Below are 25,799 nucleotides of genomic sequence, written 5' to 3' on the forward strand. Positions count from 1 at the left end.
ACGCGGGCGACCGCGTCTCCACCACCGCACCGCCGCCGGAAACCGGCGGGGCAATAGGCTCGTCCGCACCCACTGCTGCACCCGCCGGCCGGGTAGCAGGGACGACACGCTCATCGGGAGGCCCACCATGCCCGCCGCAGACCTGCTCGTCGGCCCGCTGCTCCGCCGGGTGGTCGGCACGCAGGCCACCATCTGGGTGGAGACCAGCGCCCCGGCGACCGTCACCGTCCAGACCGCCGACGGCGCCACCGGCACCGCCCGCACCTTCTCCGCCTACCAGCACCACTATGCCCTGGTCGTGGTCTCCGGGCTGACTCCCGACACCATCAGCGGCTACGAGGTACTGCTCGACGGGGAACCCGTTTGGCCACTGCCCGGCCCGTACCGGCCCAGCGTCATCCGTACCCGGGCCGCCGACGACCGGGACCAGCCAGTACGCCTGGTGTTCGGCTCGTGCCGGGAAGCCACCCAGCACGCCACCGGCCGCGAACTGCCCCCGGACGCGCTCGACGCGTACGCCCGCGGGCTGGCCGCCACCCCCGACCCGGCGGACCTGCCCGACCTGCTGGTGCTCCTCGGCGACCAGGTGTATGCCGACGAGACCTCACCGACCGTACGACGGCTACTCCGGCGGCGTCGGCGACGGCCGGTGGGCGCGCCGGTGGACCAGGTGGTCAGCTTCGACGAGTACACCAAGCTCTACCTGGAGTCGTGGCGCGCCCCGGAGACCCGCTGGCTGCTCTCCACCGTGCCGAGCGTCATGATCTTCGACGACCACGAGATCGTGGACGACTGGAACACCTCCGCCGCCTGGCGCGCCGACGCCCAGGCCCAGCCCTGGTGGGGCGAGCGCATCAGCAGCGGGCTCGCCTCCTACTGGGTCTACCAGCACCTCGGCAACCTCGCCCCGGCGGAGATCGCGGCCGACCCGCTCTACCTGAAGGTGACCGCCGCCGAGGACGCCACCGACGTACTCCGCGACTTCGGTCGCCGGGTCGACCGGGAGTCGGGCCTCGCGCACGATCCGGAACGGTCGCGGGCGGTGCAGTACCAGTGGAGCTTCGCGCTCGATGTCGGCCGGACCCGCCTGGTCATGCTCGACAACCGGTGCGGCCGGGTGCTGGAGCCGGGCCGGCGGGCGATGCTCCCGCCGGGCGAGTGGTCCTGGCTGGTCGACCAGGCCCACGGCAGCTACGACCACCTGGTCGTGGGCTCGTCCCTGCCCTGGCTGCTACCGCCTGGCATCCACCACGTGGAGGCGTGGAACGAGGTGCTCGCCGACTCCCCGCGGCGCTGGGTGGCCGACGCGGCGGAGAAGCTGCGGCGCGCTGTCGACCTCGAGCACTGGGCGGCGTTCCGGCGCTCCTTCGACGCGCTCGGCACCCTCTTCGCCCGCATCGGTGGCGGCACACCGGACGCGGCGACCCGGCCTCGCCGTGAGCCGGGTGAACCACATGGTCCGGGGCAGCCGAGTGGGACCGGACAGCCGGGGCAGCCCGGGCAGCCGGCGAACCGCGCCCCGGGGGCCAAGCCGGCGTCGATCAGTGTCCTCAGCGGCGACGTGCACCACTCGTACCTGGCCCGGGCCCGGTTCGCCGACCCCACGGTGGTCACCCCGGTGCACCAGCTCACCTGCTCCCCACTGCACAACCAGGTGCCGGCCGGGATGCGCCTGCCACTGCGGTTGGGCTGGTCACCTGCCCTGGCCATGGCCGCCCGAGCGCTGTCTCGCACCACCGGGACCGGCCGGCCGGCGCTGCGCTGGACGAAGCTGGCCGGACCATACTTCGGCAACGCCATCGGCACCCTGCGACACGACGGGCGCACGGCCGAGGTGACGATCGCGGGCACCACCAGCGCGGGTGGGCTGCGGGAGGTGATGCGCCACCAGCTCACCAGCGGCTGACGCCCGGCCAACAGTCGGTCCCGGCTCGTCGGACGGCGCCGAATCCGGTCCAGATGGCGCCGGCATGAGCCCTCGCCGGGGTAGTGCGCTCGTCCCGGACCCGCTGCGCGAGGATACGGGCATGATCTGGAAAGCACCTGAGATCGACCGCCGACCCGAGCCCTTCCTCGGTACGGAACGTGCCCTGCTCACCGGCTGGCTCGATTACCACCGAGACACGTTGCTGCACAAGTGCGCGGGCCTGTCCGCCGACCAGCTACGCACCGCGAGCGTCGAACCGTCCCTGCTCTCCCTCCTCGGCCTGGTTCGGCACATGACCTACGTCGAGCGGGCGTGGTTCCGGCAGCGTTTCGCCGGGCAGGACCTGCCCGACCTGTTCGACTTCACCGCTGATCCGGACGCGGAGTTCCGGGTGGAGACCGCCGACCCGGAGGCCGACTTCGCGGCCTTCCGAGCCGAGATCGCGGCCGCCGACGCCGCCGCCGCCGGGCGCGACCTCGACGAGGAGTTCACGCTGCGCCGGCGGGACGGCAGCAGCGACCAGCTCAGCCTGCGCTGGGTCTACCTCCACATGATCGAGGAGTACGCCCGGCACAACGGCCACGCCGACCTGATCCGGGAACGCCTCGACGGTGTCACCGGAGACTGACCGTCAGTCGGCCGGGGCCAGGGCGGCCCGCAGGTAGCGCAGGTCGCCGGGGCCGCTCCAGCGGTGCGCCGACAGGCCGGCCACCCGGGCCCCCGCGACCACCCGGTCGTCGTCGTCGACGAGCAGCACCCGCGACGGTGCGGTGCGCAGCGCCTCACAGGCCGCCTCGAAGTACTCCTTCGCCGGCTTGTGCGTGCCGACGACCGATGAGTTGACCACGACATCCAGCTCACCCTCGAGCCCGAGGGCGGCGAGGTCGGCATCGAGTACGTCGGTGGCGTTCGTGGCGAGCCCGACCGGGACCCCGGACGCCCGGACCTCCCGGACGAACGCCAGCACCTGCGGGTCGACCTCACCCCGGTAGCGCTGCCACTCGTTCACCGCCGCCTGAGCCTGCTGCTCCCCCACCGACGGGGTCAGCGCCGCGGCCACACTGGCCATCCACTCGGCGTGGCTCACCCGGCCGGTCAGTACCGGCTGGAGCGAACCCCAGGACATCGCGATCTCGTCGAGGACACCTTCGGTGAGCCCGTACGCCCGCTCGACGCCGGCGGCGACCGCCGGGTCCCAGCGGCGCAGCACCCCATCGAAGTCCACCAACAACGCCGTCGCCCGTTCCCGACTCACTCGCCATCCTCCTGCCCGCCCCCGGCTCGGTCGAGCCGCTGGCTGATTACTTGGGTAACGCCGTTTCGCATGGTCACGCCGTAGAGCGCGTCCGCGACCTCCATCGTCCGCTTCTGGTGCGTGATGACGATCAGCTGGCTCTTCTCCCGCAGCTGCGCGAGCAGCGTGAGCAGGCGGCCCAGGTTCACGTCATCGAGCGCCGCCTCCACCTCGTCCATGATGTAGAAGGGGCTGGGCCGGGCGCGGAAGATCGCCACCAGCATCGCCACCGCGGTCAGCGACCGCTCCCCGCCGGAGAGCAGCGACAACCGTTTGATCTTTTTGCTCGGCGGCCGGGCCTCCACCTCGACGCCGGTGGTGAGCAGGTCGTCCGGTTCGGTGAGCACCAGCCGCCCCGCACCACCGGGGAAGAGCACGCTGAAGACCTGTTCAAACTCCCGGGCGGTGTCGGCGAAGGCGCTGGCGAAGACCGACAGGATCCGGTCGTCCACATCCTTGACCACGGTCAACAGATCCCGCCGGGTGGCCTTCAGGTCCTCCAGCTGCTCGGAGAGGAACTTGTACCGCTCCTCCAGCGCCGCGAACTCCTCCAGCGCGAGGGGATTGACCTTGCCGAGCAGGGTCAGTTCCCGCTCCGCCTTGGCGGCCCGCTTCTCCTGCACCGCCCGCTCGTACCCGACCGGCTCGGGCACGGGCAGGCCGTCCCGGTCGGCGGCGGCGACCTCGGCGTCGGTCGGCGGGACCGGCTGGGCCGGACCGTACTCGGCGATCAGGGTCGCCAGGTCCACGCCGAAGTCCTCGGCCGCCTTCGCCTCCAGCTGCTCGATCCGCAGCCGTTGCTCGGCGCGGGCGACCTCGTCGCGATGCACCTGGCCGGTCAGCCGCTCCAGCTCCACCCCGAGGCGCTTGGCGGCGCCGCGCACCTCGGCGAGCTCGGCCTCCCGGGCCGCGCGTTGGCTGGCCACGGCGTCCCGCTGCTGCGCCGCCTGGACAATGGAGACATCGAGCTGGGTCAACGCCGTGTGCGCTCCGGCGGCCACCGCCCCGGCGACCGCGGCGCCCCGGGTACGCACCGCCCGCCGCGCCGCCGCCCGCTCCCGGGCGGCCCGCTCGGCCGTGGCCTGCCGACGTAGCGAGTCGGCCCGGCCGGCGATCGAGGAGACCCGCTCCTCGGCGGTACGCACCGCCAGCCGTACCTCCATCTCGTTCTGCCGGGCTCGGGGCAGAGCCGCGGCCAGCTCATCGCGCTCCGCGGTGGAGGGTTCGACGTCCACCGGTGCCTCCTCGGCCAGCCGCAGCCGCTCGGCCAGCTCGGTCAGGCTGGTGAGGTCCCGCTCGCGGGCCTCGACGGCGCGGGAGCGGGCCGCACCGAGCCGTTCGGTCTCGGCCCGCGCCGACCGGGCCGCGGCCCCCAGTTCGGCGAGCCGGCGAGCGGCGGCGTTGCGGTGCCCCTCAGCCTCCCGCTTCGCGGCGGTGGCCTGCTGTACCGCCTCCTTGGCCACCGCCACCTCGGCCCGCGCCTGCACCAGCTGCTCGCGCAGCTGCGCAGCGGTCCGCTCGGCGGCGACGCGATGGGTCCGCGCCTCCTCGACGGCGGCCTGCACCTCGATGAAGCTCGGCGCCTTGGCCGACCCGCCGGCGGCGGCGTACGCCCCGAGCACGTCCCCCTCCGGGGTCACCGCCCGCAGCTCGGAATTGTCGCTGATGACCTCGGCGGCGGTGGCGAGGTCGGGGACGAGGACGACATCCCGCAACGCCCGGTGTACGGCCGGCCGGATCGGTGCGTCGCACTCCACGAGGTCCGGCGCCCACTGGGCCCGGTCGGGCAGCTTGGGCCGCAGCGCGTCAGCCGGGCCGGTCATGCCGGGGCCGGCCGGGCTACCGACCAGCAGACCAGCCCGACCAGCATCTGTGATCTTGAGTAGGCGAATCGCTTCCGCCGCCTCGTCCACGCCGCTGACCACGACGGCGTCCGCGAGCCCGTCCAACGCCGCGGCGAGCGCGGCCTCGTGCCCGGGCGCGACGGTGAGCAGCCCAGAGAGGCCGCCGAGCAGGCCCGGCACCTCTCCGGCCCGAGCCAGCAGGGCACCCGCGCCATCCTTACGCCGCAGGCCCAGGGCGAGCGCCTCCTCACGGGCCTTCCAGGTCGCGGCTTCCTTCTCCGCGGATCGCTCGGCGTCGCTGCACGACCGGACCCCCGCCTGCGCCTGCTCCTGGTCGGCGACCGCCTCCGCGTGGCGGGCATCCAGGCCGGCGTTGTCCCGATCGGCCTCGGTGGACTGCTCCTCCACCGCGTCCAGCTCGGCCTGGGCCCGCTCGGCCCGGGCCAGGGCGTCGGCGTACGCGGTGCTGAGGCGCTCGATCTCCTCACCAGCGGTGGCCGTGCGGGCGCGGGCGGAGTTGACCTGCCCCGCCAGCCGGGCCAGCCCCTCCCGCCGGTCGGCGTTGGCCTTTGCCGCCGCAACCAACTCCCGCTCGGCGGCGGCGAGCTGCCGCTCCAGCTCCTGGCGGTGCTCCACCGCCTCCGCCAGCCGGATCTGGTCGTCGGTGAGCGCCGCGCGGAGCTCCTCCTCCTGCTCGCGGACGTGCTCCGCCTCCGTCTCGAGCTGGTCCGGGTCACGGCCCGGCCGTTCATCGTCCGGCGTGGCGCTGAGGTGGCGCCGCCGCTCCCGGGCCAACTGCTCCATGGACCGGAACCGCTCCTGCAGCGCCGAGAGCCGATACCAGGTGTCCTGGGCCGCGGCGAGCAACGGCGCATCCGCGGCGAGCGCCGCCTCCAGCTCGCCGAGGCGGGCCTGCACCTCGGCATGCTCGGCCTCTGTTCGCTCGCGCCGCTCGCGCAGCGCGGTCTCGTCCGCGATCTCCTTGGCCAGGGTGCTACGCAGGGTGGCGAGGTCGTCGGCGAGCAGTCGGAGCCGGGAGTCCCGCAGGTTCGCCTGGATAACCGCGGCCCGGCGGGCCACCTCGGCCTGCCGGCCGAGTGGCTTGAGCTGGCGGCGTAGTTCGGCGGTGAGGTCGGTGAGCCGGTTGAGGTTGGTCTGCATCGCGTCGAGCTTCCGCAGCGCCTTCTCCTTGCGCTTGCGGTGTTTGAGGACACCGGCCGCCTCCTCGATGAAGGCCCGCCGGTCCTCCGGTTTGGCGTGCAGCATGCCGTCGAGCCGACCCTGCCCGACGATGATGTGCATCTCCCGGCCGATGCCGGAGTCGCTGAGCAGCTCCTGAATGTCGAGCAACCGACAGGAGTCGCCATTGATCTCATACTCGCTCTCGCCGGAGCGAAACATCCGGCGGGTGATCGAGACCTCGGTGTACTCGATGGGTAGCGCGCCGTCGGTGTTGTCGATGGTGAGGGTCACCTCGGCCCGGCCCAGCGGGGCCCGACCGGCGGTGCCGGCGAAGATGACATCTTCCATCTTGCCGCCCCGCAGTGCCTTCGCGCCCTGCTCGCCGAGGACCCAGGCGATGGCGTCGACAACGTTCGACTTGCCGGAGCCGTTCGGGCCCACCACGCAGGTGATGCCCGGTTCCAGCTTCAGCGTCGTCGCTGAGGCGAAGGACTTGAAGCCCTTGACCGTCAGGCTCTTGAGATGCACCTTCTCGATCCTCGTCCGGTGGCCGCCGTACCGTCGCCCGGCTGCGCGGACCTGGTGAACCCGCAGACTAACCCGCAGTCGGCACGCACCGCGCACGCGACCCGCCCTGCGGCGCCACCGCCGGTCATATCTGATTCAGGTTTCCACACCCGGGCCGATCAAGAAAAACGATGACTGGGGGCATTGTTTCGGCGCCCCGGCACCGGAACCCGTGACCGAACACACAGGTGACCGGAGGCACAGATGACGGCCCGGTCCACAATGCCGGCCGGCTCGGGTGATGGCGTACCCAGGAGGCGCAATCCACCAGGTGACGGCGTACACAGAACCGCGCGCCGGCACAGTCGTGTCGGCGCGCTTCTTACCTGGTGCGATTCAGTTTTCTGCGAACTGCGGATCAGTGCCGACCTGGTGGGTCAGGTCAGCGCGGGCTCGGCGAGACGGAGCAGGTCGTCCGCCTCGGCTGCCGCCGCCGCGAGCCGATCGTTCTCGGCACGCAACCGCGTGATCTCGAACTCGAGTGCCTGAACCGTGGCACGCAGTCGGGTGACCTCGTCGAGCAGGCGCCGATCGGGCGCCGCACCTACGTGGCCGTACAGGGCCTTCGCCATGTTGACTCCTTGATATGCGCTGCCGGAAAAGCCGGCCAACGCGCGCCCAGTTAGTACGCGACTGTCACTCCAGCAAATTCTGGGCATGACCGGGCGCGACTGGCGACACCTACATATTGAGCCGGCACCCCCTCCTTCGTCAAGTTGCTACAGGCCGTGAACCATCTCCACGTCGACCTGTCCACCTAACGGGGGTTGCCTTTCGGCGCGGACATGCACTGTCCGGACCACCCAACTGTACGCACAACTTCTGCCAACTCCCCACCCCTGAGGTCCGGGTTCCCCTTAACTCTTTCTTAGCCACGTTGCCGCAGGAAGCGGCCGCGACGTAGCGTCGCCCCGGCCCGCACCTCAACCCGTGGAGGCGACCCGTCGTGTACGGCTGGAACGACCCGAGGAACCCGGACGGTAGCCGTCGGCAACCCGAACCGGCGGCCGACGAGCCAGCCTGGCCGACAGACCGCCCGGAACCGCGCTCCGCCTACCTGTTCGGTGACGAGCCGGACAGCCCCTCCGGCGGCGGGGAGCAGCCCGCCGACCGATGGGAGCGACCCGCCAACCGGTGGGAGCAGCCCGCCAACGAGTGGGACCGGCCCACCGGCCAGTGGGACCAGCAGCAGCCGACCACGCACTGGCGGCCCGACGCCGAGCCGGTCCGGGGCTGGGGAGCCGCGGAGCACCCACACCACGGACGCACCGGTGAGCCTTACCACGAGCAGCCCACGCAGGGCTCGGACGCCACCCCGAGCTGGCAGCACGGGGAGCCCACCCGGAGCTGGCAGCAGGACCAGCCGGGCGACTGGCGCGGCCAGCGGTTCGCGGGCGGGCAGGACGACCCCAGCGGTAGCTGGCACGGCGCGGCCACCCCCACCGGACAACCGGCGCCCGCCGGCGCGTGGCCGCCCCCGAAGTCGACCGGCTGGTCCGCCGACGAGCCGACGACCAGCATGCCGCCCATCGCGGGAGCCGCCGCACCGACCGATGACCTGCCGGCCGGCGAGGATCGACCGGGCCATCGGAACCGACGACCGTTGCTCATCGGCGGAGCCGCGGCGGCAGCCATGCTGGTGGTGAGCCTCGGCGTCGGCGCCGTCACCCTCGCCGGCGGCGATGACACCAGCCCCACCTCGGCCATCGACGACATCGTGGCGACCAACCCGACCGAGGAGAGTACGCTCCCCAGCGCGACGCCGACCTCGGCCAGCCCCAGCCCCAGCGCCACGCCGAGCACGAGCGCACCCGCACCGTCGCCGTCGGTGACGCCCAGTCGCAAGCCGAGCCCGACGGCGTCACGCTCCACCGCCACCTCCCGGCCCGCCCCGACCCGCACCACCGCACCCCCCACCACGCCCACCAACGGCAACGTCAGCGAAGACGCCGCCGAGGTGGTTCGCCTGGCCAACGTCGAGCGTGCGGCGGCCGGCTGCGCGGCGTTGAGCATCGACGACAAGCTGATGACCGCCGCCCAGCGGCACAGCCAGGATCAGGCCGACAACAAGAAGATGACACACACGGGCAGCAACGGCAGTAGCCTCGGCGACCGCGTCAACGCTGTCGGCTACCAGTGGAGAGCCATCGGGGAGAACGTCGCCTGGAACCAGCAGTCGCCGGCCGCGGTGATGAAGGCCTGGATGAACAGCCCCGGCCACCGGGCGAACATCCTGAACTGCTCCTACACCGAGATCGGCATCGGCATCGCGACCAGCAACGGACCCTACTGGACGCAGGTCTTCGCCGCGCCCCGGTGACCACGGGTCGTCGTCCGCCTCGTCCCGACCGGGTGCCCGGTTGAGGTAGCGCCGCTGCCTCAACCGGGCGCTTGCGGTTCAGCCGCGAGCCGGGCCCCTCCCGCGAGGCCGCGGCTGGCAGCGCGGGCAGCTGAATGACGACCGGTTCATGAACGCCTCGCGGCGCACCTGCGCACCGCACCGCCGGCACGGCTGGTCCGCCCGCCCATACACGTTCAGCGCCCGGTCGAAGTAACCGCTCTCGCCGTTGACGTTGACGTACAGGTCGTCGAAGCTCGTTCCGCCCTCCTTGATCGCCTCGCCGAGCACATCCCGGACGTGCCCGAGCAGGCGCAGTGCGGCCGGGCCGGTCAGCCCGTCGGCGGGCCGGGCGCCGTGTAACCGAGCCCGCCAGAGGGCCTCGTCGGCGTAGATGTTGCCCACGCCGGAGAGCAGCGTCTGGTCCAGCAGAGCCCGCTTGATCTCGGTCCGGCGGCGGCGTAGCGCCGCGACGAAGGTGGCATCGGAGAACTCCGGGTCCAGCGGATCCCGGGCGATGTGTGCGATCTCCGCGGGCAGCTCCGCACCCCCGGCACTGACCTGCAACCCACCGAACGTCCGCTGGTCGACGAAGCGCAACTCGGGTCCGTCAGCAGCGAATCGGAACCGGACCCGGAGGTGGTTCTCGTCCGGCGCCGCAGCCGGCTGCAGGAGCAACTGCCCCGACATGCCGAGGTGCCCGATCACCGCATCGCCGCTGTCCAGCGGTAGCCACAGGTACTTACCGCGCCGCCGCACGTCCCGGAAGGTCGTCCCGACGAGCACGTCCGCGAAGTGGGCGGCGCCGGCCAGGTGTCGGCGCACCGCGCGCGGGTGCAGCACCTGCACCTCGGCGATCCGCCGCCCGATCACCCACTGCGCCAGCCCCTGCCGGACGGTCTCGACCTCCGGCAGCTCAGGCACTGCCGGCCGCCCCGCTGCCGGCGCTGGCCGGCTCCTGCTCCGCCTGCGCGGTCAACGTCCGCCAAGCCGCTTCGGCGGCCCGCTGCTCGGCCTCCTTCTTGCTCCGCCCCTCCGCGCCGCCGTAACGCCGGCCCGCCACCACCACCCAGGCGGTGAAGGTCTTCAGGTGGTCCGGCCCGGTGCCCTCGATCCGGTACTCCGGGACGCCCAGCCCCTGCGCGGCGGTCAACTCCTGCAGGCTGGTCTTCCAGTCCAGCGCCGCGCCCCGCCCGGCCGACTCGGCCATCAGCGGGTCGAAGAGACGATGGATGACGCTCGCCACGGTCTCCAGGCCGCTCTCGAGGTAGATCGCACCAAGCAGCGCCTCCAGCGTGTCGGCGAGGATGCTCGCCTTGTCCCGCCCGCCGGTGCTCTCCTCCCCCTTGCCGAGCAGCAGGTAGGGGCCGAGGCCGGCGGGGCCCAGACCGCGGGCCACCTCGGCGAGGGCCCGCATGTTGACCACGCTGGCCCGTAGCTTCGCCAGCTGCCCCTCGGGCAGGTCCGGATGGTTGTGGAACAACGCGGTGGTGATCACCACGCCGAGCACCGAGTCGCCGAGAAACTCCAGCCGCTCGTTGGTGGGCAGACCGCCGTTCTCGTACGCGTACGAGCGGTGGGTCAACGCCCGCTCCAGCAGCTCCGGGTCCAGCGCCACGCCGAACGCCGCCTCCAGGTGTCCGACGGCCGGCCGCCGACGCTTGTCGATGCTCATGATGTGCGTACCTCGGTGTCGGTGATGCGGTCGTTGCGGTCCGGGTGAGCTTCCGCACCGATATCGGAGAGGAGCGCACGGACCTGGTCGGTGGCCCCACGTCGGGCCAGGTGGGCGGCCAACGCGATACCCGAGGCGATGTCCCCTCCGTGGGCAGCGCCATGGCACACCACCACCGTGCCAGCGACGCCGAGCAGGGCAGCGGCCCGGGGAACCCGGCCGCCAGCCGGTGGGCCACCGGTCATGGCGTACGCGCCCTCGATCGCCTTGAGCAGCACGTTACCGGTGAATCCGTCAGTGACCACCACATCGGCGCGCGCGCCGGACGCGACGTCGTACCCCTCGACCAGGCCGACGTAGCGAGCGGCACACGGCAGCGGCACCGTGGCGAGGGTGGGATCGGCCAGTCGTCGCGCGCGGTCGCCCTTACCGGGCTCGGTGCCGATCGAGAGCAGCCCGACCCGCGGCGACTCGAGCGCGTGCGTGACGGCGGCGTACGCGGCGCCGAGCGCCGCGTGCCGGGCGAGGGTAGCCGGGCGGGGCTCCAACGAGCCGCCGACGTCCAGGAGGATCACCGGGCCGTTCACCCCGGGCAGGGTGGCGACCAGGGCCGGCTGCCGGACGGTGGGCCAGCGGCCGAGCCCGAGGGCCGCGGCGGTGACGGTGGCACCGGTCGAACCGGCGGAGACGAGCGCGTCGGCGGTGCCGTCCCGGACGGCGTCCACGGCGGCGCCAACAGTGGAGTTGACTCGCGCGGTGGTGTGGTCTCCCCGTTCGACGGGGCGCAGAGCGATCCGGGCGCGCTGCACGGGATCAAGGGCGGCGGTCAGCTCGCCGAGCGCCTCGGGCGGGCCGATGAGCAGGACGTGTAGGTCGGGGTCGGCACGGACGGCCCGCAGAGCGCCGTCAACCACGACGGCGGGAGCGTCGTCCCCGCCGAGGAGGTCGACGGCGATCCGCACGATGCCCGGCTCCACCGGGACCTCGACCGGAACAGGCCAGCCGGTGGCGATGGGAGCCGGGGCATCGGGCGAGCGCCGGGGCGCACGCGCCGCCCGACCAGAGGTCGGGGGCGTCACTCGTCGTCCAGGTCAGACCTCAAGGACCTGACGGCCGTTGTAGGTGCCGCAGACGGCGCAGGCGGCGTGCGGCAGCTTGGCGGACTTGCACTGCGGGCAGGCCACGGTCGCAACCGCCGCGGTCTTCCACTGCGCCCGACGGGACCGGGTGTTGCTGCGCGACATCTTGCGCTTGGGGACGGCCACGGTTCTTACTCCTCTTTACGGGTCAGTTGCGACAGGGCCGCCCAACGTGGGTCGACCTGCTGGTGGCTGTGATCGGCCGGCAGCTCGGCCCAGCCCACCCCGCAGTCGGGGCACAGGCCTGGGCAGTCCTCCCGGCAGAGCGGGTTGGTCGGCAGCGTCAACACCACCGCGTCCCGCAGCACCGGCTCCAGGTCGATCAGATCGCCCTGCATCCGGCCCACCTCGTCCTCGTCGGCCGTCATGTCCGTGGTGCTGTTCTCGTACGCGTACAGCTCCTGGACCGGGACGGCCGCGACGTCGTCGATCTCGCGCAGGCAACGGCTGCACTCGCCCTTGAGGGGAACACTGATGGTCCCGGAGACGAGCACTCCCTCGGATACCGACTCCAACCTCAGGTCGAGGTCAAGATCAGCACCGGCCGGCACGCCGATCAACTCCACACCGAGGTCCGCCGGTGCCGCCGCTACCCGCCGGACGGTACGCAACGCACCAGGTCGACGCGGCAGGTCCCTCGTGTCGAGGACCAGCGGCGACCTGGGGTCGAGTGGCGCAGGCGTGTGCTTGGGCATAGTTAGACTCCGGCCGGTAGGAGGGCCGACACCCGAGATTACCTGGGTGGTCGCCGTAGCGTCGAACCGGGGGCGTTTGCACCCACGGCGACGGCGGTTCGCGCCTGTTCCGGCGCGGCCCAACCCGCGGTTCTGGCGGGGCCGACCCTAGAAATTCAATGGCCGCTCGGCCTCTTCTCCGCTGAACGTGCCGATCTCCCGGAGCGCGTGCATCTTGTCCCGACCCCGCTCGATCGAGGCGAGGGCCCGGGTGAGGAACTGCTCGAAGTTGGCGAGCGCGGTGTCGACGTAGTCGTCCACCTCGTCGCGGAGCCGCTGTGCCTCGGCCCGTGCCTCGGCGACGATCCGCGCCCCCTCGTGCTCGGCCGAGACGGTGATCTCGTTCACCGACACGAGCCGGGCGTGCTCCGTCTCCCCCTCGGCGATGATCCGGTCGGCCTCCCGCTTCCCGGCCTCCATGATCTTGTCTCGCTCATCGAGCAACGCGGCGGCCCGGCGCAGGTCCGCGGGCAACTCGGCGCGCAGCTCGTCAAGGACGGCGATCATCTCGCCCCGATCGAACATGCAGTTGTTGCGGGACATCGGCACGGAGCGGGCCTGCTCCACCATGGTGATCAGTTCGTCGATGCGATCGAGCGGGTCCACTGGTACCTCACTCCTGTCGTTCGTCGGCCGATCTCAATGATGCGGGTGGAACCCCGGTTCGGCGCCCCCACCCATGATGCGCTGTGCCATCCACCGGTGCATCATGACCCCTCCCGGCGCGTCGCCGGGAGAGGTTGACGTCGGCGGACCGGACCGAGTCACCGACCGCGGAACGAACCGGGGCACCGACGACGGATCAGAGCCGCGATGGCGGATCGAGGCGCGCCAGCAGGGCTTCGCGGACCACCTCCGGCACGTGGGCGGAGATGTCACCACCCCACTTCGCCACATCCTTGACCAGGCTCGAGGAGAGGAACGAGTAGAGCGGGTTGGTCGGCATGAAGAGTGTCTCCACGCCGGCCAGGCCGATGTTCATCTGGGCCATCTGCAACTCGTAGTCGAAGTCACTGACCGCTCGGAGCCCCTTGATCAGGACACTGGCCCGCTGGGCGTGACAGAAGTCCACCAGCAGACCACGGAACGACTCCACCCGGACGTTGTCGTACGACGAGATCACCTCGCGAAGCATGTCGATGCGCTCGTCAACGGTGAACAGACCGGTCTTCGACTGGTTGATCAACACTCCGACGATCACTTCGTCGAAGAGCCGACTGGCCCGGCCGATGATGTCGAGATGACCGTTGGTGACCGGGTCGAACGAGCCGGGACAGACCGCACGCCTCATGATCGGCGACCGTACCAAAGAATGGTTTCGCCGTACCGGCGGCTGCGCTCGCCGGTGAGACCTGGCACCCAGCCGACCGGCCCGCTGCGACTCGACCGCTCCACCACGACGAGGGCCTCGGGCGCCAACCACCCGTTGCCGGCGAGCCCGGCGAGCATGGCGGAGACCTCCTCGTCCGACACCGGGTAGGGCGGGTCGGCGAAGACCACGTCATATGGGCCCTCTTCGGGGCCGGCGGCGAGCACGGTGGCGACCTTTCCCGCAACCAGGCGGGCAGCCGGACCGGTTCGCAGGGCCGCCATGTTCGCCCGGATCGTGCGGCCGGCCCGCGGGTTCGACTCGACCAACAGCACGTGCGCGGCACCCCGGGAGAGCGCCTCCAGGCCCACCGCCCCGGACCCGGCGTAGAGGTCGGCGAAGCGCGCCCCCTCCAGGTCGACGGCCGCCGCAAGGGCGCTGAACAGCGCCTCCCGGACCCGGTCGGAGGTCGGCCGGGTGCCGGCGCCGGGCGGGGCGGCAATCCGGCGCCCACCGAGCGCGCCCGCCACGATGCGCGTCACCGCCTGCTCCTGGTCATGCTGCGACGCTACGTCACCTACGCCGGGCCGAGCGCTTCCGGGCCGAACCAGGTCAGAAGTCACCCCGCCATACACATCGGACGGTTACTGCTCGACAACCCTCCGCCAATCAATGATCACGAATCGACAACATCATGTGAACCCCCCCATCCCAGTACCCGAGATTGATTACAAACCAGTACAGTCACCGTCTGTGCGCCCGCCCTGGCGAGCGCAGCCTGTGCCCAGGCGAGCGCCGTGAGCCCGCGGTCCACGCCAACATCGCCGCTACCTCCCGTTCCGCCCGGCACGTCGTCCGATCCCTCATTCAGGAGCAGACGTGAACCGTCTCCATGCCCTATTCCGGCGTGCCAGCGCCGTCGCCGCTGGCGCGCTGCTCGGTCTCACCGGAGTGGCTGTCCTCGCCACCCCCGCCAGCGCCCACCACAGCAAAGTCACCGGTCAGGCCAAGTGCGACGCCGCCACCGGCGAGTGGGTTGTCGACTGGAGCATCAAGAACTACGCCCCCAAGGGCGTCAAGAAGTACAAGCTGGTCGAGGTCGTTGCCAAGACCTACGTCGGGGGGAAGGCCACCGAGGTCACCATCCCCGAAATCACCGTCACCGACGGCGACAAGTACCCGCACTCGGTGAAGAAGGCGCTGACCGCCACCCTGCGGGTGGACAGCAACGTCACCATGGCGTCGCTGGCCGTCCGGGCCGAGTGGGACAACGGTTTCGTCGAAGACCGGCTGAAGGGGGCAACGGTCAAGTTCTGCGGCACCTGCAAGCCACCGAAGCCGACTCCGACCCCGTCGCCCTCCGAGCCGCCGACTCCGACCCCATCGCCCTCCGAGCCGCCGGCTCCGACGGTCCCCAACCCGTCGGCGAGCATCCAGGCTGACTGCGAGGGCATCGCCCACGTCACGCTCAACAACGCCGACGACGCGACCGCTCCGGCGGAGTTCACCGTCGAAGCCAGTGCCGGCGCCTTCACCGAGAAGGTGAGTGTCAAGCCCGGCGAGAGCACCTCGGTGGAGGTTCCGGCGGAGCAGGCGACCGATATCAAGGTGTCCGTCGAGGGCAGCGAGGAGCCGCTCTTCCACGGCGATCCGGAGCCGGCCGACAACTGCGTCAAGCCGGGCGAGCCGACCGGCGCCTACAAGTCCACCTGCGACGAGCTGATCTTCGAGATCAACAACCCCGAGGACGGCAAGACCACCACCGCGACCTTCACCCCGAACAAGGGTGAGCCGCAGACGCTGACCGTCGAGCCGGGCATGAGCGGCACCGTCTCCTTCCCGGCCGAGGAAGGCCTGATCGTCACGCCGAGCGGCGAGGGCATCGAGGACCCCAAGCCGATCGCCTGGGAGAAGCCCGAGGACTGCACCCCCGGTGAGGGCGGCGGCGACCCCGGCCTGCCAGTGACCGGTGCCGCGGCTGGCGGCATCGCCGCCGGCGCCGCCGTGCTGCTGGCCGTCGGTGGCGGCCTGTTCGTCATGGCCCGTCGTCGCAAGCTCCGGTTCACCGCCTGAGCTGAGGGTTACTGACCGCTGAGGGCGGGCCGACCAGCTGGTCGGCCCGCCCTTCGCCGTTCGCCGGAGCCGATCCCGCGGCAAGGGCCACACCGGACCGGCTCCCGCTCGGGTCTGCGCCGCAGCCGCTGGCGCGGCTACCCCTTCTCCAGGTACTCGGCGCGGTCCGCGTCCACCAGGGCCGCCACCGACGCCGCCAACGCCGGATGGCGCACCAGCTCCGGATCCTCCTCGACCAGGTTGATCGCCTCGGTCCGGGCGTCGCGAATCAGGTCCGCGTCCCGCAGCAGCGACAGCAGCCGCAGGTGCGAGCGGCGACCGGATTGGGTGGCGCCGAGCACATCGCCCTCGCGGCGTTGCTCCAGATCGAGCTCGGCGAGCGTGAAACCATCCGTTGTCGACCCCACGGCGTCCAGCCGCTCCCGCGCCGAGCTACCCTCCATCGCCTCGGTCACCAGCAGGCAGAGCCCCGCCGCAGAGCCACGACCGACCCGGCCCCGGAGCTGATGCAGCTGGGACACCCCGAACCGGTCGGCGTCCAACACGATCATCACGGTGGCGTTCGGCACGTCCACCCCGACCTCGACCACAGTGGTCGCCACCAGCACATCGAGGTCACCAGCGGCGAACGAACGCATCACCGCGTCCTTTTCCTCGGCGGGCAGCCGACCGTGCAGCACCCCGATTCGCAGTCCATGCAGCGGCCCCTCGGCGAGCAGCGGCGCCACCTCGGTCACCGCGAGCGGGGGCCGACGGGCGGTGTCGTCCTCCGCCGCCGCCTCCTCGTCGGAGGTGGGGCCGTCGCCGATTCGCGGGCAGACCACGTACGCCTGGTGGCCGGCGGTGACCTCCTCCCGCAGCCGGCGCCACGCCCGGTCCAGAAAAGCCGGCTTCTCCGCGGCCGGAACCACGTGCGACGCGATCGGCGAGCGCCCCCGCGGCAGCTGCGACAGGGTGGAGACCTCCAGGTCTCCGTAGACGGTCATGGCCACCGTACGGGGAATCGGGGTGGCCGTCATGACCAGCACGTGCGGCGGCTGCTCCGCCTTCGCCCGCAGCGCGTCCCGCTGCTCGACGCCGAAGCGGTGCTGCTCGTCCACCACCACCAGACCGAGGTCGGCGAAGTCGACGCCCTCGTACAGCAGGGCGTGTGTGCCCAGCACGATGCCGGCGGCGCCGCTGCGAATCTCGCCCAACGCCCGCCGGCGGGCCGCGGCACCCAACGAACCGGTGACCAGCTCCACCCGGGTGGCGTGCGCGGCGGAGTCCAGCTCGCCCGCCCGCCCCAGCGACCCGAGCAGGTCGAGGATGCCGCGGTGGTGCTGGGCGGCGAGCACCTCGGTCGGGGCCAGCAGCGCGGCCTGCCCACCGGCGTCCACCACCTGCAGCATGGCGCGCAGCGCGACCACCGTCTTACCGGAACCGACCTCACCCTGGAGCAGCCGGTGCATCGGGTGGGCGGTGGCCAGGTCCGTGGCGATCTCGGTGCCGACCTCCCGTTGACCAACCGTCAGCTGGTACGGCAGGCGGGCGTCGAAGGCGTCTCGCAGGCCACCGTCCACCCCGGGTCGTGGTCGGGCTGGACGGTCGGCGGCCTGCCGCTTGCGTCGCACCAGGGTGAGCTGCACCGCGAAGGCCTCGTCCCACTTGAGCCGGCGACGGGCCCGGTAGAGCGCCTCCTTACTGGCGGGCCGGTGCACCTCGCGCAGGGCGGCGCCGAGACCGACCAGGTTGCGGCTGCTCCGCACGGTAGCCGGTACCGGATCCGCCGGGGGGTCGACAGTGTCCAGTACGACCCGCACACACCGGGCGATCACCCAGGTCGGCACCGCCGCGGCGGCCGGGTAGACCGGGATCAACGCACCCGCGAACTCCTCGACCTCCTCGCTGGCCGCCACCTCACCCTCATCACCGGCGCCGAGGAGCACGTACTCCGGGCCGTTGAGCTGCCGGCGGCCCCGAAACTCGGTGACCTTGCCGGCGAACAGCCCCCACCGGCCGGGGCGCAGGTCCCGCTCGCGCCAGACCTGGTTGCCGAAGAAGGTCAGGGTCAACGCACCCCCCGAGCCGTCACCGACCGTCACCTCCAACAGATTTCCGCGGCGTTGGCGCATCGGACGTACGGCGGTGCGCTGCACCTGGGCCAGGACGGTGACCTGCTCACCGACATCAAGCGACCGGATGTCGGTGTGCTCACCGCGCTCGTCGTACCGGCGGGGAACGTGGTAGAGCAGGTCGCCCGCGGTGTGCAGGTCGAGGTGGGTGGCGAGCGCCTTGGCCGTCTTCGCCCCGACCAGCTTGCCCAGCGGAGTGTCGACGGTGGCCTGGTCGGAGGTCATTCGACCCCCACCAGGAGCGGGTGGTGCGGCTGCCCACCCAGGTACACCTGCACCTCGACGAACGGCCAGGAGCGGACCACGTGCTCGCGGACCGCCTCAGTCAGGCCGGCGGGGGCGTCCGCCCCGATCAGCAGGGTCACCAGCTCGCCACCGCCGCCGAGCATCCGGTCGACGACGGCGGTGCAGGTGTCGAGCAGGTCCGCTCCGATGAGGTGCACCTCGCCGTCAACCAGGGCGAGCACGTCCCCGGGCCGGCAGGGCCCGGCGACGGTCAGGGCCGTCCGGCTGGCGTAACAGACCTCCGCGTACCGACAGGCGCCGGCGGCCTCCGCCATCGCGATCACGTCGTCCTCGAAGCGCCGCCCCGGGTCCCGGACGGCGAGGGCGGCGAGCGCCTGCACCGGCGACCGGGTCGGGACCACGCTGACCTGGAGGCCGAGCCGCGACGCCGCCCGGGCCGCGTCGTCCGCCATCGCCCGGGTGTCCGGATCGTCGGGCAGCACCACGACGTGGGCAGCGCGAGTGGCGCGAACGGCGGTCAACAGCTCGCTGGCGGAGGAGACGCCCTCCAGCACCGTCGCCTCCGCCGCGGTGCAGAGCTCGACGATGCCAACCCCGGTGGCCACCACCACCGCCGCCCGGCGGTCCGGGGCCGGGACCGGGGAGGCGGGCGGCCGGGGCAGGTCAGCGAAGCGGGTCACCCCGATCCGATGCGGGCGGCCGGCGATCACTCCCGCCTCGATCGCCGCCCCGACATCGTCAACGTGCACGTGCACGTTCCAGGTGCCGGCCGCGCCGTCGCCGACGACCGCCAGCGAGTCGCCCAGGGCGCCGAGCTCCTCGCGCAGCCGGGCCACCGCCGCCGGTTCGGCGTCGAGCAGGTACTGCACCTCGTAGGCGTACGTTGACTGGTTGTTCTCGCGGGATTCGTCGACCGGCAGGTGGCACGACCTGCCGGTGAGCTCCGGACGCGCCGGACGCTCCCCGGTGACCACCTCGACCAGGGCGTCGAGGAGCAGACAGAGGCCCCGCCCACCTGCGTCAACCACACTGGCGCGGGCCAGGGCCGGTAGCTGCTGGGGTGTTCGGCCGAGGGCTTGCGCGGCCTCGTCGGCCGCGGCCCGGGCCACGGTGCCCAGCTCGTCCCGGCCGGCCCGCTCGGCGGCGCGTGCCGCGGCGGCGGCCACGCTGAGCAGCGTCCCCTCGACCGGAGCGGCGACGGCGGCGTAGGCGGCGGTGGCGGCGGCACGCAGGGCGGCGGCCAGCGCCCGGCCCCGCACGACCGGGACCGCGGCCAGCGTGTCCGCAAAGCCGCGCAGGATCTGCGCCAGGATCACTCCCGAGTTGCCGCGGGCACCGAGCAACGCGCCCCGGGCCATCAGCCGGAGCGCCCGCCCGTGCGGGGTGGGCCCGTCGTCGGGCAGCTTGTCCCGCTCCATCGCCAACGCCTGCTGCGCCGAGGTGAGGGTGAGGACCAGGTTGGTGCCGGTATCACCGTCGGGTACCGGGTAGACATTGAGGTGGTCGATCTCGCCCTGGTGGCGTTTCAACGCGACCAGTCCACCCGCGCACCAACGGCGGACCGCGGCGGCATCGAGGGTGTCCAGCACGGTAGGTAGCCTACTGGCGCGCTCCGACCCGCGCCGGGCCCGGCAACGCGCGCCGGGCGTGTCCGCCCAAGGCCGAACGCGTCCGTGCAGGGCCGGGGCGGTCCGCGCGGGGCCGGGCGGGTCGGAGGGGGGTTGGGCATCGCGAGCAGGCATCGGGTAACCTGACCGGGTTGCCCGGGCAGCGCCTGGTGACGACCTCATGAACGGATCAATCCCAGGAGTATCCCGTGGCTAGCGTGTGCGACGTCTGTGGCAAGGGGCCGGGCTTCGGCCACAACGTGTCCCACTCGCACCGGCGGACCAACCGCCGCTGGAACCCGAACATCCAGTCCGTGCGCACCCCGGCCGGTGGTGGCAACACCAAGAAGCTGAAGGTCTGCACGTCCTGCATCAAGGCTGGCAAGGTCACCCGCGCCTGACGCGGCAACCCAGCCAGATCGCGCCGGCGGACCCGACGGGTCCGCCGGTTTCGCGTATGCCGGGCCGGTTTCCGCGTAGGCCGGGCCGGGCCGAACCCTCCCGAACTCGGCCTGGACCGGACGTCTCCCGAGCGGCGCGGATTCAGAGCATGCGGCCGAACGAGACGCAGGCCGGGTCATCCTTGTAGAAGCCAAAGTTCGGGATCTGCGCGTAGCCGGATGAACGGTACAGCGCGAGCGCCTCGGGTTGCCGATCGCCGCACTCCAGGACGATCCGCTGTCGGCCCCGCTCGCGTGCGGACCGTTCCACCGCCGCCAGGACGGCACGGGCCACGCCCCGCCCCCGGACGTGCGGTGCCACGTACATCCGCTTCAGCTCGGCTGTCTCGACCGAACCACCGTGGCTGCGCCAGCCGCCACAGGCCACGGATTCGCCGTCGAGCTCGGCGATGAGGAAGGTCCCGGCGGGCGGCTCGAACTCGGTCGCATCCACCGGGGTCTCGTCGCCGCTGCCGCCGTATCGCACGCCCAGGTCGGCGAGGGCCGCCTTGATCAATTGCTGCGCCGCCGGCGAGTCGAATCGGGTGGGGTGAATCTGCAGGTTATGCACCAGTGCAGGGTACGACCGTCCGGTGCGCCTACCGGAAGTGGTCCCAACCGCCGGGGCCCTCCCACTGCCGGCGGTCCACGGTCACCCCGGAACCCGCGGTGACCGCACCGATCGGCTGCCAGCCCGCCGGCAACACCGCCGTCGGGGGGAAGGTCGCCGCGAGGGCGTGGTCGTCCCCGCCGGTCAACAGCCAGGTGTACGGGTCAACGCCGAGCGCCTGGGCCGCGTCGCGCATCTGCCGGGGCACCGCGAAGGCGTCCCGCCGCACATCCACCGCCACCCCGCTCGCCTGGGCCACATGCCCCAGGTCGGCGAGGAGCCCATCCGAAACATCGATCATCGCGGTCGCCCCAGCTCCGGCCGCCGCCGGTCCGGCCTGGTACGGCACCTCGGGCCGTCGGTACGCCTCGACCAGCAGCCGCGGGGTCCGGAAGCCCCGGGACAGGATGGTGAGGCCGGCCGCCGCGTACCCGGTCCGACCGGCGAGAGCCACGACGTCACCGGGCTGGGCCCCGGCCCGGGTCACCGGTGTCCGGCCGCCGAGATCACCGAGTGCGGTCACCGCGATGGTCAGGGTGGGACTCGTCGACATGTCCCCGCCCACCACGCTGGCCCCCACGATGGCAGCCTCCGCCGCCAGGCCATCGGCCAGCTCCTCCGCCCACTCGGGCGGCAGCTCCGGTGGCATGCAGAGGGCGACCAGCAGGGCGGTGCTGCGCGCACCCATCGCCGCGATGTCGGCGAGATTCGCCGCGGCTGCCCGATGGCCGATCTCCTGCGCTGCGGACCAGTCCCGGCGGAAGTGCCGCCCCTCCACCAGTACGTCGGTGGAGGCGACAACCCGAGCGTCCGCGGCGGCCACCACCGCCGCGTCGTCCCCGGGGCCGAGCAGGACGGTCGGTCCGTAGGACAACCGAGCGGTGACCCGGTCGATCAGACCGAACTCGCCCGGCCCCACGACGCCGTTGCCGCGTTCGCTCACCGCTTCTCCTTCTCCGCCGATCGGAATCCGGCCTGGTCGGTAGGGTATTTTCTCCCTTCGGGCCGCTCATCCAGCGGCGACGGAGGGAGGTCGAACGTGGTACAGGCGTACATACTCATCCAGACAGAGGTCGGCCAGGCGCGTGACGTGGCCGGTCAGATCGCGAAGATTACCGGCGTTGTCCGCGTTGACGCCGTCACCGGGCCCTACGACGTGGTGCTGCTCTGCGAAGCGCCGACCGTGGATGAGCTCGGCGACCTCATCGTCAGCAAGGTGCAGATGGTGCCCGGAATCACCCGCACCCTCACCTGTTCGGTGGTGCGTCTCTAAGTGAGCAGGCTGCCCGACTCATCCGACACCACCACTGCCCGCCACGACGCACCCGGCCCCGGGAACGACACCGCTCCCGACGGCGCCGACGGGTCCCCGGCGGCCGGCCGGAACCGCTCCAACCGCGGCGCGGCCCTGATCGCGACGGCAGTCGCGCTCCCGGCGACCGTGCTGGCCGGTGTCCTGGCATTCCACCAGTTCGCCCCGGACCAGCCGGAAACCGAGCCGAATTCGGTGACGACCCCCACGCCGCTGTCGACCGCTCCCGTGGAGATGGCCGCTCCGGCCCTGGCCGAGCGCCCCGCCACCGTCTGCCGCGCCCTGCTCTCCCAGCTTCCGCCGGCGATCCGGGAGCTGCCGCAGCGTCCGGTCACCGCCGGCCCCGAGCAGAACGCCGCGTACGGTGACCCCGCCCTCACCGTGGCCTGCGGCGGCACGGCGCCAACCTTCGCCGACACCGACAAGCTCTGGTTGGTCAACCGGGTCTGCTGGTACGGCAACGAAACGGCGGACAGCACTGTGCTGAGCACCGTTGACCGGGAGACGACCGTCACGGTCCGGGTGCCCGACGGTTACGACCAGCCGCTCCAGTGGGTCTCCCCCATCTCGGAAACGATCATCGCCACGGTTCCCTCCGTTGACGACGCCCCGACCGGCTGCCGCCCCGAGTAGCCCCCGCCAACGGGCCGCCGCCGCTGCGACCGGACCTGCCGCACCGGCAGTCCGGAGCACGGCGGCGAGGCCGCTCACCGCGAGCCGCTCCTACGGTGCAGGGCGGTCCGGATGAGGCGGTTGATCAACTTTGGGTACTCCAGACCGGCGGCCGCCCACATCCGCGGGAACATCGACGACGGGGTGAAGCCGGGCATCGTGTTCACCTCGTTGAGGTAAACATCCAGCTCGGGGGTGACGAAGAAGTCAGCCCGAGCCAGCCCGGAGCAGTCGAGCGCGGTGAAGGCGCGGACCGCGTACTCCCGGACCTGACGGGTCACCCGCTCCGGCAGCTCGGCGGGGATGTCGTACTCGGAGGCGAGATCGGCATCGATATACTTCGCCTCGAAGTCGTAGAAGTCCTGCTCCCCGACCACCCGGATCTCGGCGAGCGAGGACGCTTCCGGCGCCCCACCGGCCTCGCCCTCCAGCACCCCGCATTCGATCTCACGGCCGACGACCGCGCCCTCGACGAGGACCTTGGAGTCGATCTCCCGGGCGGTGGCGACCGCGTCATCCAGGTCCGCCCAGTCACTGATCTTGGTGATCCCGAAGGAGGAGCCGGCCCGGGAGGGCTTGACGAAGACCGGCAGGCCGAGGCGCTGCTTGTCCTGCTCGGTCAAGGTCATGCCGCTGCGCAGCACCGTGTACGGGCCAACCGGAATCCCCTCGGCGGCGCAGAGTTTCTTGGTGAACTCCTTGTCCATGGCAGCGGCGGAGGCGAAGACGTTCGCCCCGACGTACGGGATGCCGGCCATCTCCAGCATCCCCTGGATAGTGCCGTCCTCCCCGTACGCTCCGTGCAGAACCGGAAACACCACATCCACGTCGGCGAGGGCCCGGGGCCCCGCGGTCGCGTCGAGTACCAGCAGCCCGCTGCTGCTCGGGTCAGCGTTCAGCATGACGGCGTCCCCGGACTCCGCGGTGATCTCCGGCAACCGCCGGGCGTTGATCGCGAGCTGATCCGGATCGCCTCCGGTCAGCACCCACTGGCCGGCGCGGCTGATCCCCACCGGCACGACCTCGTATTCGTCGGGGTCGAGCGCCGCCAGCACGCTGCCGGCGCTGACACAGGAAATGCCGTGCTCCGGGCTACGTCCGCCGAACACGACCGCCACGCGGGTCTTGCCTGGGGTGGTCACTGGCCCTCACCTCTTCGTCGGCTCGTCGCATCTGCCGGGGCGCTCACCTTGGTGACCTTACTGTGCGTGGTGAACGTCGGCGTGCGATACCCCGTGGAGAGCGCGAGGGCCTAACAACTAGCCGGGCCACAATACGGTGGGTAACCGGATTTTGTGGATGTATCGGTTTAGCTCGGCAGGAAACAGACGGCCCGCCGATTCCCGGCAGCCCGCCGAGCGTCGACTATCGGCGACTACGCCACCGGCCGATCGCGATCAGCTTGACCCGCTGCCGACCCGCCCGCACCATGCCCAGCGCCATGAACGCTCCGGCGATCCGCTCGGCGGCCGCACGGCTACTCGCGCCCACCACCTGCCGACGCCGCTCCGGGCTGGCCCGCTCGTCCCGACCACAGTCCTGGGCGCGCACATCGGTGAGCACCACCAAGAACCGGGTCAACGCCACCTGGCCGGACTCGGTGGCGCCACGGCGCTGTCGGGGCAGCTGGGCAGTTCGCATGTCGAGTCCCTCCGGACGGCGAGCCATTGGGGCGGCACGCGACAACCGGGCCCGGGGGAGGTAACCCGACCGCCGCGCGCCTCATCCCTCCGAGTCGCTCGCCGCCGCCGTCGCCACGACAACCGTCAGCGAGGACCTGATGACAGCGTGACACTGCGATGGCCGTAAATGCAACTCTCACCTGCGTTCTCTCATTTACCGCCTCCCAAAGATGTGCAAGGATCGATACATGGCCCCGAAAACCGCCCGCGCCCGTCGCCTGGGCATCGCCCTGCGCACGCACCGGGAGGCCGCCGGCCTCACCCTGGAGTCCGCGGCGGACGAAATCAGCAGCACCCGCAGCACCCTGTCCCGCTACGAGAATGCGCAGACGCTGGTGAGCCCGGCGGTCGTCCGCGCGCTCCTGACCCTCTACGGTGTCGCACCAGACGAGATCGCGGCAGCGACACAGCTCGCCAAGGACGCACGCAAGCCCGGCTGGTGGGTCTCCTACTCATACCTGCTCGACCGGCGCACCATCGACTTCATCGCGCTGGAGGCCGAGGCCACCGCGATCGCCAACTTCGAGCCCTCCGTGGTGCCCGGCCTGCTCCAGACCGCCGACTACATCCGCGGCGTGATGCGAGGAGGCCCGCACACCCTGACTGATGACGAGGTCGAGCAGCGGGTCCAGCTCCGGCTCGACCGGCAGCAGCGGCTCACCGCGCCGCACCCGCCGATCCTCGATGCCATCATCGACGAAGGCGCCCTACTCCGACCGGTGGGCGACCGGACAGTGATGGCGGCGCAGCTGAGCCACCTCCTGAAGGCAAGTGACCTGCCCAACGTCACCGTCCAGGTGATCCCACTGGCCGCCGGCTACCACCGCGGCACCCGCGGCTCGCTGCACATCCTGGAGTTCGCGGACCCCGAAGACCCCTTCATCGCCTCGGTGGAGACCGTCGCCGGCCAGATGGTCCTCGACCGCCCCGGCGACCTCCGCACCTGCACCAAGATCATGGAGCACCTGCGGAGCGTGGCCCTCAGCCCGGCAGACAGCCGGGACCAGCTTCGACACCTCATGGAGGGACGGTAG

General features: G+C 71.8%; 25 protein-coding genes. 8 read left to right on the forward strand and 17 right to left on the reverse strand.

Features of this window, described 5'->3' with window-relative positions; all coding sequences use genetic code 11:
• Window positions 1-127 precede the first annotated feature (127 nt).
• Both AC1UKG_RS11380 and AC1UKG_RS11385 read left to right on the forward strand, forming a co-directional pair.
• Window positions 128-1,906 (forward strand): alkaline phosphatase D family protein, encoded by a 1,779-nt coding sequence (locus AC1UKG_RS11380; RefSeq protein WP_482641742.1) that lies wholly within the window; start codon window positions 128-130, stop codon window positions 1,904-1,906.
• A 121-nt stretch (window positions 1,907-2,027) separates the two neighbouring features.
• The gene (locus AC1UKG_RS11385) at window positions 2,028-2,555 is read left to right on the forward strand and encodes a DinB family protein (RefSeq protein ID WP_018743089.1); all 528 of its coding nucleotides are present in this window, start codon (window positions 2,028-2,030) and stop codon (window positions 2,553-2,555) included.
• Between the two features lie 3 nt (window positions 2,556-2,558).
• Here AC1UKG_RS11385 and AC1UKG_RS11390 read toward each other — a convergent pair whose 3' ends face one another.
• The 3 genes from AC1UKG_RS11390 to AC1UKG_RS11400 form a co-directional block, all read right to left on the reverse strand.
• Window positions 2,559-3,182, reverse strand: a complete 624-nt coding sequence (locus AC1UKG_RS11390) for an HAD-IA family hydrolase (protein ID WP_475889256.1) — start codon at window positions 3,180-3,182, stop codon at window positions 2,559-2,561.
• Window positions 3,179-6,775, reverse strand: a complete 3,597-nt coding sequence (gene smc / locus AC1UKG_RS11395) for a chromosome segregation protein SMC (protein ID WP_482641743.1) — start codon at window positions 6,773-6,775, stop codon at window positions 3,179-3,181. The genes AC1UKG_RS11390 and smc overlap by 4 nt, the downstream gene beginning before the upstream one ends.
• 416 nt (window positions 6,776-7,191) lie before the next feature.
• Window positions 7,192-7,386 (reverse strand): hypothetical protein, encoded by a 195-nt coding sequence (locus AC1UKG_RS11400; RefSeq protein WP_012181397.1) that lies wholly within the window; start codon window positions 7,384-7,386, stop codon window positions 7,192-7,194.
• A 374-nt stretch (window positions 7,387-7,760) separates the two neighbouring features.
• On the opposite strand from AC1UKG_RS11400, the gene AC1UKG_RS11405 reads away from it, so the two are divergent.
• Window positions 7,761-9,134: a CAP domain-containing protein gene (locus AC1UKG_RS11405; protein WP_482641744.1), complete on the forward strand. Its 1,374-nt coding sequence runs from the start codon at window positions 7,761-7,763 to the stop codon at window positions 9,132-9,134.
• Between the two features lie 78 nt (window positions 9,135-9,212).
• On the opposite strand, the gene mutM is transcribed toward AC1UKG_RS11405, so the two are convergent.
• The 8 genes from mutM to rsmD all read right to left on the reverse strand — a co-directional run bounded on the left by mutM (window position 9,213) and on the right by rsmD (window position 14,551).
• Window positions 9,213-10,076, reverse strand: coding sequence for a bifunctional DNA-formamidopyrimidine glycosylase/DNA-(apurinic or apyrimidinic site) lyase (gene mutM / locus AC1UKG_RS11410; RefSeq protein WP_018743085.1), 864 nt, complete (start codon window positions 10,074-10,076; stop codon window positions 9,213-9,215).
• Entirely contained in the window at window positions 10,069-10,827 is a 759-nt protein-coding gene (gene rnc / locus AC1UKG_RS11415; protein WP_018813611.1) for a ribonuclease III, read from the reverse strand. Before rnc ends, mutM begins: the two co-directional genes overlap by 8 nt.
• Entirely contained in the window at window positions 10,824-11,804 is a 981-nt protein-coding gene (locus AC1UKG_RS11420; RefSeq protein ID WP_018743083.1) for a fatty acid synthesis plsX protein, read from the reverse strand. The genes rnc and AC1UKG_RS11420 overlap by 4 nt, the downstream gene beginning before the upstream one ends.
• A gap of 114 nt (window positions 11,805-11,918) precedes the next feature.
• Entirely contained in the window at window positions 11,919-12,092 is a 174-nt protein-coding gene (gene rpmF / locus AC1UKG_RS11425) for a 50S ribosomal protein L32 (protein ID WP_011905187.1), read from the reverse strand.
• Window positions 12,093-12,097: 5 nt separating this feature from the next.
• Entirely contained in the window at window positions 12,098-12,661 is a 564-nt protein-coding gene (locus tag AC1UKG_RS11430) for a YceD family protein (RefSeq protein ID WP_482641745.1), read from the reverse strand.
• A gap of 147 nt (window positions 12,662-12,808) precedes the next feature.
• Entirely contained in the window at window positions 12,809-13,306 is a 498-nt protein-coding gene (locus AC1UKG_RS11435; RefSeq protein ID WP_011905185.1) for an SPFH domain-containing protein, read from the reverse strand.
• A gap of 196 nt (window positions 13,307-13,502) precedes the next feature.
• On the reverse strand, window positions 13,503-13,991 hold the full coding sequence (gene coaD, locus AC1UKG_RS11440; protein ID WP_018743081.1) for a pantetheine-phosphate adenylyltransferase: 489 nt from the start codon (window positions 13,989-13,991) through the stop codon (window positions 13,503-13,505).
• The gene (rsmD, locus tag AC1UKG_RS11445; protein ID WP_475889251.1) at window positions 13,988-14,551 is read right to left on the reverse strand and encodes a 16S rRNA (guanine(966)-N(2))-methyltransferase RsmD; all 564 of its coding nucleotides are present in this window, start codon (window positions 14,549-14,551) and stop codon (window positions 13,988-13,990) included. Before rsmD ends, coaD begins: the two co-directional genes overlap by 4 nt.
• A gap of 337 nt (window positions 14,552-14,888) precedes the next feature.
• Between rsmD and AC1UKG_RS11450 the strand changes: the two genes are divergently transcribed.
• Window positions 14,889-16,082, forward strand: coding sequence for a hypothetical protein (locus tag AC1UKG_RS11450; protein ID WP_029123184.1), 1,194 nt, complete (start codon window positions 14,889-14,891; stop codon window positions 16,080-16,082).
• Window positions 16,083-16,219: 137 nt separating this feature from the next.
• Here AC1UKG_RS11450 and recG read toward each other — a convergent pair whose 3' ends face one another.
• Window positions 16,220-18,421: an ATP-dependent DNA helicase RecG gene (gene recG, locus AC1UKG_RS11455; protein WP_475889250.1), complete on the reverse strand. Its 2,202-nt coding sequence runs from the start codon at window positions 18,419-18,421 to the stop codon at window positions 16,220-16,222.
• The gene (locus AC1UKG_RS11460) at window positions 18,418-20,031 is read right to left on the reverse strand and encodes a DAK2 domain-containing protein (RefSeq protein ID WP_482641746.1); all 1,614 of its coding nucleotides are present in this window, start codon (window positions 20,029-20,031) and stop codon (window positions 18,418-18,420) included. Before AC1UKG_RS11460 ends, recG begins: the two co-directional genes overlap by 4 nt.
• Window positions 20,032-20,258: 227 nt before the next feature.
• Between AC1UKG_RS11460 and rpmB the strand changes: the two genes are divergently transcribed.
• The gene (gene rpmB, locus AC1UKG_RS11465) at window positions 20,259-20,450 is read left to right on the forward strand and encodes a 50S ribosomal protein L28 (RefSeq protein ID WP_011905179.1); all 192 of its coding nucleotides are present in this window, start codon (window positions 20,259-20,261) and stop codon (window positions 20,448-20,450) included.
• A gap of 142 nt (window positions 20,451-20,592) precedes the next feature.
• On the opposite strand, the gene AC1UKG_RS11470 is transcribed toward rpmB, so the two are convergent.
• Together AC1UKG_RS11470 and AC1UKG_RS11475 are read right to left on the reverse strand one after the other, a co-directional pair.
• Window positions 20,593-21,060: a GNAT family N-acetyltransferase gene (locus tag AC1UKG_RS11470; protein WP_018743077.1), complete on the reverse strand. Its 468-nt coding sequence runs from the start codon at window positions 21,058-21,060 to the stop codon at window positions 20,593-20,595.
• Between the two features lie 28 nt (window positions 21,061-21,088).
• Window positions 21,089-22,042: a thiamine-phosphate kinase gene (locus AC1UKG_RS11475; protein ID WP_018743076.1), complete on the reverse strand. Its 954-nt coding sequence runs from the start codon at window positions 22,040-22,042 to the stop codon at window positions 21,089-21,091.
• Between the two features lie 96 nt (window positions 22,043-22,138).
• On the opposite strand from AC1UKG_RS11475, the gene AC1UKG_RS11480 reads away from it, so the two are divergent.
• Both AC1UKG_RS11480 and AC1UKG_RS11485 read left to right on the forward strand, forming a co-directional pair.
• Window positions 22,139-22,372, forward strand: coding sequence for an Lrp/AsnC ligand binding domain-containing protein (locus tag AC1UKG_RS11480; protein ID WP_018218919.1), 234 nt, complete (start codon window positions 22,139-22,141; stop codon window positions 22,370-22,372).
• Complete coding sequence (locus AC1UKG_RS11485; RefSeq protein ID WP_475889248.1) at window positions 22,373-23,044, forward strand: DUF3515 family protein; 672 nt, start codon at window positions 22,373-22,375, stop codon at window positions 23,042-23,044.
• 74 nt (window positions 23,045-23,118) lie between these two features.
• On the opposite strand, the gene AC1UKG_RS11490 is transcribed toward AC1UKG_RS11485, so the two are convergent.
• Window positions 23,119-24,225: a D-alanine--D-alanine ligase family protein gene (locus AC1UKG_RS11490; protein ID WP_018743074.1), complete on the reverse strand. Its 1,107-nt coding sequence runs from the start codon at window positions 24,223-24,225 to the stop codon at window positions 23,119-23,121.
• Between the two features lie 223 nt (window positions 24,226-24,448).
• Entirely contained in the window at window positions 24,449-24,724 is a 276-nt protein-coding gene (locus AC1UKG_RS11495) for a hypothetical protein (RefSeq protein WP_018813604.1), read from the reverse strand.
• Window positions 24,725-24,953: 229 nt separating this feature from the next.
• Here AC1UKG_RS11495 and AC1UKG_RS11500 point away from each other — a divergent pair, with 229 nt between their 5' ends.
• The gene (locus AC1UKG_RS11500; protein ID WP_018734237.1) at window positions 24,954-25,799 is read left to right on the forward strand and encodes a helix-turn-helix domain-containing protein; all 846 of its coding nucleotides are present in this window, start codon (window positions 24,954-24,956) and stop codon (window positions 25,797-25,799) included.

The organism is Salinispora sp. CH2A1_6, from assembly GCF_056820975.1.